The organism is Blautia sp. ZXY-1-B12 (assembly GCF_056339915.1).
The window spans coordinates 1-7,756 of sequence record NZ_JBWJVP010000082.1 but is presented as its reverse complement, the minus strand read 5'-3'; the positions used below and the strand labels follow the sequence as shown (position 1 = coordinate 7,756).

14 protein-coding genes are annotated in these 7,756 nt (G+C 44.4%); 13 read left to right on the top strand and 1 reads right to left on the bottom strand.

What is annotated here, in order from left to right:
- The first annotated feature begins 49 nt into the window (after window positions 1-49).
- The 11 genes from AC075L_RS05730 (at window position 50) to AC075L_RS05680 (ending at window position 6,801) form a co-directional block, all read left to right on the top strand.
- Window positions 50-634: a DHHA1 domain-containing protein gene (locus AC075L_RS05730; protein ID WP_476387329.1), complete on the top strand. Its 585-nt coding sequence runs from the start codon at window positions 50-52 to the stop codon at window positions 632-634.
- A 122-nt stretch (window positions 635-756) separates the two neighbouring features.
- Complete coding sequence (locus AC075L_RS05725; protein ID WP_476387328.1) at window positions 757-1,116, top strand: hypothetical protein; 360 nt, start codon at window positions 757-759, stop codon at window positions 1,114-1,116.
- Window positions 1,117-1,120: 4 nt separating this feature from the next.
- Window positions 1,121-1,375 carry a hypothetical protein gene (locus AC075L_RS05720; protein ID WP_476387327.1) on the top strand — a complete coding sequence of 85 codons (255 nt, stop codon included), beginning with the start codon at window positions 1,121-1,123 and terminating at the stop codon, window positions 1,373-1,375.
- Between the two features lie 312 nt (window positions 1,376-1,687).
- On the top strand, window positions 1,688-2,134 hold the full coding sequence (locus AC075L_RS05715; protein WP_476387326.1) for an RRXRR domain-containing protein: 447 nt from the start codon (window positions 1,688-1,690) through the stop codon (window positions 2,132-2,134).
- A complete protein-coding gene (locus AC075L_RS05710) occupies window positions 2,135-3,151 on the top strand; it encodes an HNH endonuclease (protein ID WP_476387325.1) in 1,017 nt (338 codons plus the stop codon).
- Window positions 3,152-3,385: 234 nt separating this feature from the next.
- Entirely contained in the window at window positions 3,386-3,697 is a 312-nt protein-coding gene (locus tag AC075L_RS05705; RefSeq protein WP_476387324.1) for a hypothetical protein, read from the top strand.
- 174 nt (window positions 3,698-3,871) lie between these two features.
- Window positions 3,872-4,231 carry a hypothetical protein gene (locus AC075L_RS05700; RefSeq protein ID WP_476387323.1) on the top strand — a complete coding sequence of 120 codons (360 nt, stop codon included), beginning with the start codon at window positions 3,872-3,874 and terminating at the stop codon, window positions 4,229-4,231.
- 220 nt (window positions 4,232-4,451) lie between these two features.
- A complete protein-coding gene (locus AC075L_RS05695) occupies window positions 4,452-4,598 on the top strand; it encodes a hypothetical protein (protein ID WP_476387322.1) in 147 nt (48 codons plus the stop codon).
- Between the two features lie 195 nt (window positions 4,599-4,793).
- The gene (locus tag AC075L_RS05690; RefSeq protein ID WP_476387321.1) at window positions 4,794-5,156 is read left to right on the top strand and encodes a helix-turn-helix domain-containing protein; all 363 of its coding nucleotides are present in this window, start codon (window positions 4,794-4,796) and stop codon (window positions 5,154-5,156) included.
- A 12-nt stretch (window positions 5,157-5,168) separates the two neighbouring features.
- Window positions 5,169-5,954, top strand: a complete 786-nt coding sequence (locus AC075L_RS05685; protein WP_476387320.1) for an ImmA/IrrE family metallo-endopeptidase — start codon at window positions 5,169-5,171, stop codon at window positions 5,952-5,954.
- Window positions 5,947-6,801, top strand: a complete 855-nt coding sequence (locus AC075L_RS05680) for a hypothetical protein (protein ID WP_476387319.1) — start codon at window positions 5,947-5,949, stop codon at window positions 6,799-6,801. The genes AC075L_RS05685 and AC075L_RS05680 overlap by 8 nt, the downstream gene beginning before the upstream one ends.
- Before the next feature lie 11 nt (window positions 6,802-6,812).
- On the opposite strand, the gene AC075L_RS05675 is transcribed toward AC075L_RS05680, so the two are convergent.
- Window positions 6,813-7,097 carry a relaxase/mobilization nuclease domain-containing protein gene (locus AC075L_RS05675; protein ID WP_476387330.1) on the bottom strand — a complete coding sequence of 95 codons (285 nt, stop codon included), beginning with the start codon at window positions 7,095-7,097 and terminating at the stop codon, window positions 6,813-6,815.
- On the opposite strand from AC075L_RS05675, the gene AC075L_RS05670 reads away from it, so the two are divergent.
- Both AC075L_RS05670 and AC075L_RS05665 read left to right on the top strand, forming a co-directional pair.
- On the top strand, window positions 7,002-7,202 hold the full coding sequence (locus tag AC075L_RS05670) for a hypothetical protein (protein WP_476387331.1): 201 nt from the start codon (window positions 7,002-7,004) through the stop codon (window positions 7,200-7,202). The genes AC075L_RS05675 and AC075L_RS05670 overlap by 96 nt on opposite strands.
- A gap of 172 nt (window positions 7,203-7,374) precedes the next feature.
- Window positions 7,375-7,755, top strand: a complete 381-nt coding sequence (locus tag AC075L_RS05665; RefSeq protein WP_476387318.1) for an HAD domain-containing protein — start codon at window positions 7,375-7,377, stop codon at window positions 7,753-7,755.
- Window position 7,756 lies beyond the last annotated feature (1 nt).

Genomic DNA, 7,756 nt, shown 5'->3' with positions numbered 1-7,756 from the left:
AGGGATCCCATGAGAGTCACCGGAACTGCCGTTGCGGAAAATCGGAAAGGTGGCTGACGAAACTGCAATTGTTTTGACCGATGGGGATGGGGACTTTTTGAAAGGTTCCGGACGTTCCATTGAAGCTTATTCCATGTTTGAAAAACTGTCAGAAGTCAGAGACCTGATGCTGGGATTTGGCGGACATCCGTTAGCTGCCGGTCTGTCCTTAAAAAAAGAAAACCTGGAAGAGTTCCGGAAACAGCTGAATGTGCGCTGCGGATTGACGGAAGCCGATTTTGTGGCAAAAGTCATGATTGATGTGGTTATGCCGGTAGATTATCTGACAGAAGGGTTTATCAGACAGCTGGATATCCTGGAGCCTTTTGGCAAAGGAAATGAAAAACCTGTATTTGCCCAGCAGAATGTCAGTGCAAGCCAGGCACAGATCATTGGAAAAAACAAAAATGTCCTGAAGATCGCCTTTAACAGTGCTGTATGCCGGAACGGGGTCTGTTTTCATGACATTGAAGAAAAAGAGCGGATCTTGAATCAGGATGGTAAGCTCAATGATTTCAAAATGTTGTATTATCCGGACTTAAATGAATGGCAGGGAACTGTCAGTATCCAGGCGAATGTGCTGGATGTTTGTTAAATAATATGAGCAAAGATTATGAAAAAAGTGAATTTGAATTCACTTTTTGGGGTTAAATTGGCAAAACTACTTTTTTATCCATGCATTTCGGGATATCCTGCCAGGCTAAAACGTAATCTGTCATGTCTACATTCCTGTTGCCCCATCGCTGGTTTTCTGTAAAGGCTAATGGGCGGGCATCCGCGGATTCCACCAAACCGGATAAGGTGCATGATTACATCACGTACTCTGCTGCGGAAGAAGAACTGATGGAACAGTATCGAAAAAATATCGGAAAAGTTAAGGAAAATCTGAAAAGGATGCTTCCGGAGATAGGCTTAACCGGACAGTGGAGCATGGATATCATGCAGAATGGAAACGACTTTTATCTGATCGATATGGCATTGGCGGAAAATTCTGCATTAAAAGAGTGTGTGCCGAAGAGTTTATTAAAGAAAGTGGAAGAGGACTGGATTCCGCGGATTAATACTAAGGAGGATTGATATCATGTCAGCGGATTCATTAAATCTTGTTGTAAGCCCGCATTCTCTGGAATCGGGCAATATCTATATTTTAAAAAAGGACTTTGATTCTTTTCTTTGCAGTGTAGGCCGAGTGTATGTAAAGAAGGATACCATATGCCAGTGCATCAATGAATCCGGAACTCTGTTTTTCTTTGGATCAAAGAATACGCTGCCGTCAATTACCCCCTGTCATATCTCCCTCTGGGAGAATGACCGGGGCTTGCAGAACGAAAGATAACTTTTGTTATCCGGAATGATGTAAGCCTGGTTGATTACTTCAGGCCAGCTCTGTATGTCAGCGGCCCCGGTTGCTGAAACTGCAGGGTAACGGCTCCGTTATAAAGGAATATATAGGCACCAGGGGATATCCTCCACGTCCCACTTGCTCTGCGGCCTGCTGTTAAACATCCCTTTTTGGGTACGGGGAAGTGCAGCCGGCATAAACCCTTTATAACATCAAGTATGGAGAACACTTGAAAAAGAAGCCGCAGGGCACCGGCAGGGGAAGGACTGCCGCCCCGTCCGGTACGGTCCGCCGTACCGGGCAGGGATGCCGGACGGAAGGCGTAAGCCGGAAAGGAAACATATGGTAGCAGTTGTGACCAGTACTGGGAAGCCCCTGATGCCGACCAGTGCATACCGGGCACGTAAGCTCCTGAAAAAGGGACGTGCCGTTATCTTTAAATACCGTCCGTATTTTACCATCCAGCTCGTGGACCGGGCAGACGGGGAAGTACAGGAAGTGGAATATAAATCCGACACCGGATCCGTCCATGTGGGGATCAGCGTGTGTACGGAGAAAAAAGAACTTTTAAGCGAACAGCGTGACCTTCTGGAGAATGAACCGGAACATCACAATGACCGGAAGAAGAACCGCAGGACACGGCGGAACCGTAAACGGTACCGGAAGCCCAGGTTTGACAACCGGAAGAAGAAGCCCCAGGAGGGCCACGAAAAATGGCTGCCTCCTACCCTCCTCCACAAGATGGAGGTCTAGGTGCGGCTGTTCAGGGAATTCTGCAGGGTTGTCCCGGTGACCTCCGCCTGCTTCGAGATGGGGAAATTTGACACACAGGCCCTGAAAGCCGTATCGAAGGGGGAACCCGTACCGGAAGGGGAAGGATACCAGAAGGGGGAACGCTATGGCACGGATACCCTCCGGGCTGCCGTATTCCTGCGGGACGGACATACCTGCCGTTTCTGCGGGCGTTCCGTAAAGGACGGGGCTATCCTCCATGTACACCATGTCGGTTACTGGAAAGGGGACCGGACAGACCGTCTGGCAAACCTTGCCTCTGCCTGTGAGCAGTGCCATACCCCTGCAAACCATGGGAAGAACGGGATCCTGTATGGAAAGGAACCGGAGTTTAAGACCTTAAAGGATGCATCCTATATGACATCCGTAAGGTGGATCATGCTGGACGAGATCAAAAAAGTCGCCCCCGGGGTCCAGGTGTCCGTCACCTACGGGGTGACTACAAAAAGGAAGCGGCAGGAACTCCACCTGCCCAAGAGCCATGTCAACGATGCCTTTTCCATGGCCTCCTTCCATCCCAAAAAACGGTCGGATACGGAATACTGGAAAAAGATTCCGAGGCATGACCGTGTCCTTCAGAGATTTTACGATGCCGTCTACCTGGACACCAGGGACGGCAGCGAAAAGAAAGGCAGTGAGCTGTCCAATGGGCGTATCAGCAGGAACCACAAAAAGGATAGTGAGAACCTGCACCGGTACCGTGGATACAAAGTGTCAAAGGGACACAATTCCATCCGCAGGGGTGCCAGCAGTCTGAAACCCGGGAGCATCGTAATGTATAAAGGGGAGAAGATGACCGTCCATGGGACACATACGAGATATGTTACGGATAAAGACGGAAAGACTGTCAAGAAGGTAAACGTACAGTTCACCCGTCCTGCCTCTGACGGTAAAAAATCCGCTTCCCTGAAAAAATGTACACCTGTGTCCAGGGTTTACAACACCGGCTGGAAAAGGTACTGGCCGGATAAGAAATAAAAGGATCACGCGCATTCCCTCCCCGATTTAGAAATGGCTGGGGTACCCTGCGCTAACTTAATGGATATGGCAAAATTCCTGTATCATAGGGGATTTTGCCTTTTTTCGTATCGGTATATTTTCTGAGGGAAAAATGCTATCATTGCAATAAGGTAAGATATTAAAGGCGATGAAATGCGGAGGATATTACCTGACTGGCAGATTTGTCCGCAGATATCAAAACGGAGGAAGTTCATGAATGAATACGTAAGATATGAGAATATGAGGTATGAGATGGCAGCGTGTGCCGAAGTGACAAGACAGGTTCTTGGTCTGACGGTACCGGTATCGCTGGAAACTTTAATGGAAGCGATGAAAAAGGCCGGGATCCAGTGTGTGCCGGATGAAAGCCTTGATACAGATACCAGGATCGCGGAGATGCCGGAAAACCCGGAATATGTCATCCAAGTCCTGTATAATGCAAAAATCAACGACAGGTCTCTGATCTTTTGTCTGGCCAGTGCACTCGGTGAAATCCTTCTGCATCGTCTCAATTTTACGGAATAAATATGGTATGTTGCCGTCCGCTGGTCTGTTCCCAAAGAGATCCAGGACATTCTCTGGAGTATGTATAGCAAAACAGGAGAAGGGGAGGACGCAGATGGCTGCGGATATACGCTTGGGGAGATTTCGGGGTTTAAACTGGACAGCATCAGACAGCACTAGGATTACCTGGACAGTATGGGCCTTTCCTGGGATCTGCTGTATCGTTCTGCTGGGATAGCTGTCCTTCAGTCCGGAAACCTGATGATCGGTCTCCCGGATAGAATTGTTTCCTGTAAAGAATACGCAGACCTTGATACGTGTCCGGAATTAATGGGGAAATATCCCTTGGTCAGCAAAAATGTTGCTTCCAGAAAAGAGGTAGCTTCAGGTATCCGAAATAAGAAGAAAGAGGTTGATGGTAAGAAGAAAGAACTGGAACAGCTGGAGAAAGAAAAGCAGGCGAAACTGGAAAAGCTGGAAGATGCGAGAGCAGGGAAATTTGCAAAAGAAAAAGCCGGGAAAATCCCGGCCCAAAAGGAGAAAAAATATATATGAAAAGCAATCCTGCTTGTTTACAATCATTAATATAGCGGAAAACCGTGATGAGACTGTGAAGAGAATGTAGTAAATTTGTGAAAAGTAGTCAGGTGTGACAGAAAGGAGGAAGTATGATCGTTCCGATTCCTTGCAGGTTTGGTGAAAAAACATTGTGTAATGGGAGAATGCTTGTGTTTATGTAGAAGAGAATTGGTGTTGAATATTAGGAGGAAATCATATGACGTTCAAAAAACTATTAGAAGAAACAAAAGATATGAATTTAGGATTCTCGCTTGTCATCCTAGAAAGGAAGCTGCCTTTTTCTCATTTTGCAAGCCACGAGACGGTTACTGTTCACACACCACTATTCCGCGAGGTGTTTTGACTTATTCATGCCAATATACCGAGACATACAAGCCAAAATTCCATTGCCGCAGGCAATCTGGAATGAATTATGGCTACGTTACCGTGAACGGAGTGAATAGTAACACGAGACGCAGAAATGTAAAAAACTTTTTTACATCCATATTGATTTCAGAAAGCGAATCGTATATAATAGCATTAGAAGGGAGAGACGATAATGCGATTTGATGATCTTTTTGAAATGAGAAAATTAGTCGGAACAAAATTAAAGGATTATATTCGTAGTAATGGATTTTCAAAGGTATCGTTTTGCAAAAAAGTTGACATTTCTCGCCCTACGTTAGATAAGATTCTGAATGGTGAGATAGACAGCAAAAGCACATTTGATAAACATTTGAACAAAATCCTTAATTGCTTAAATATCAATCCCAATGTTCTAATGGGATTTGCACCAAAAGCGCAGAGTGTAGATGCGGTATATTCTCAAAATGCACCCATCGACTATCAAATGAATGAAAAGGCAACACAAGAATACGATCTGTTGCAGGACATCTTGAATCTTTGTAGCGTTTATTATTAAAGGTGGAAATCTATGAGCGAACGGATTACAGCAGCCAACCTGGATGAAGTTATTGCAAAAAATGAAGCCATTGAAAAAGAGATGGCAGAAAGAGTTTCGCTTATCTGGTCAGAGCATAACCCAATGCAAATAAATTCACCGATACAGTTGGCATTTCAAATTCTAAAAGAATATGGCCTAATACAGTTGCCGGTTGATAATCATTATTTGAGTGGAGCTATTTTTGTTCGGGATGGAAAACGTATTCCGTTGATAAACACAGCACTTCCGAGAGCGAATCAGTATTTTACGGCATGGCATGAGATTTATCATCTTCTGTTTGACGAAGTTTCTTTCGACCACTTGATAGAATCAGAAACACTGATGGAGGAGCGTAAGGCAGAGTATTTTGCTGCGCTTATGTTATTGGGAAAACTTATGCCATATTTCGAGGAACTGCGGGATATGGATTTCCAATCAAAAGCTTTTCAATGTATGAATGCTTTTCAGGCTCCTTATAAGGCAGTTTTGATTTCATTGTATGAAAGCGCAATAAAGACTGGGAATATGACCATTGCGGAGGAAGTCAAAAGAAACTTTGACGTTCAGATTACAGATGTCGCTCGTAGCTTCCGTAATCTTGGTTTGGATGATTCACTTGTGCGGCCATCCTATGTGGTTAATGTAAGCTCGCTACAGGAAAAAATCAATACAACGATTCGGAATGAACCGGAAGTAGAGTACCATAAAGACAATGAAGCCTTTTTGAGAACAGTCTTAAATGAATTCAAAACGCTGACAGGAGATTCGGATGCTTAATATACCAGAATTTAAAGAGTATGGTGGGGAAACAAAAATAGCACTCATGGATAACTCATCGCTGGCATTTATGCACGAACTGAGTCAAAGAAATTGTTCATCGGATAGGATTCTTGAAATTTATGATTTGATTCTTATACCAAAGTGGGTAATGGAAGAAATCGAGGATTCAGAGTATCGAAGTGTGTATGTTGAGCAACTCAAATCCAATGGATACCCACTTTACTGGATTGATGAAACTAAATATGGAGCTTTAGTCGGTGATGAGGATATAAACCTGTACTATATTGTAGAGGCTGCGGTATCAAAAGTATCAGAATTGATGCGCTATCTTCGCAGAAATGTGCGAAAGGCCGATTTGTTAGATATGGATTCTTCGGAAGAATGGTTAAAGCAGATGTATGATGAATGGCCAATTTCGGGAAGAACTTTATCAACAGGACGAGTGCTGAAGAAGAATGCCGGAGAAATTTCTCTGACGATTCTTGCGGAAGTGTTTGCATGGTATCACGATGATGTGGATACACTTACGATTTATACGCAGGATACGGATGCGCATGAGTTTCAGACAAGCGCAGAGCAAAAATTAAAGGGCAATCGGGAATTTAGTCCTGCATTGGAATCTCCGATTTCTGTGGCATTTAAGTCCAATGATTTTATTTTGTGTCAAATGTACCGAGAAGGCATATTGACGATGGATGATATTCGGCAACTTCGGCGGGATGACAGAAAGCTGACCTATACGAAGCAACGGGCAGATAAATCTGTTGTATGCCGCAAAGAAGTTGTAACAAAGGAACAGTTTGTCGAGTTGATTCAAGATGCAACGGTACAAATCCTGTTCTAAGAAGTGGATAATTAAAAATCAGCCTTGGCCTGGATAAACAGATCAAGGCTGATTTTTTTATATGGATGATTTGTGTCGATGGGATTTCGCTTGTTTTTGGTGTTGCCGGAGTTGTTGCTAGCATCCGTATGTGTACAGATAAGAGCCTGATGCCCCGGAAAATCTATTTTTGCATATTCCATGCCGACTGCTCTCCGGTCATGATCGGTAATATCTCTGGGATCGTGACTGATGATATAGTGGTGGCATTTGACTTTATCGCACCGTTTGTTTTTATGGAACTGGGTGTTAAGCAGTTCACATTCCAAATCAAAGGCTTCGGGATTGCAATTCATGAGGCAAATCACAGCCAGTATGTTGCTGACATGTCAGAATCTGTGAAATTACCGACTGTGAGTTGAAACAAAAACGGAAAAACATATGCCCATATCCTGTGCGAAACTTTCTACATTTCGCATCATTGTGTGGAATCTGATGAGAAAGGACATTGTGTTCCAGGCGGGGATATTATTTTCCAGAGAAACTGGAGCGAAAAACAGATAGATTCTATACTGTCCAAAGGAGGAAAAGATCATGAAAGTAATATTTTTTGATATTGACGGCGTTTTGACACATACGGATTACCTCAACTGGCAGACCAGGCACATTGATCCGGAAAGAGTCCGGTTCCTCGCAAAGATCGTGGAGTTGACAGACGCACAGATCATCCTTACCTCCACCTGGAAGGATGGATATGACAGACAGTCCGGAAAAAAGGATGATTACTATGTTGTACTTGAGCACGTTTTGGCAGAACATGATCTAAAGATCTATGACATTACGGACAACATCCCGGAAGAAGTCCTCGAACAGATCCCGTCCGTCATTTCCTTAGACGCAGCTGGACATCCACTGCAAACATGGGACAGGCAGGGCTGCGGAGGTGGAGAAATGGCTTATGGATCATCAAGCTGAC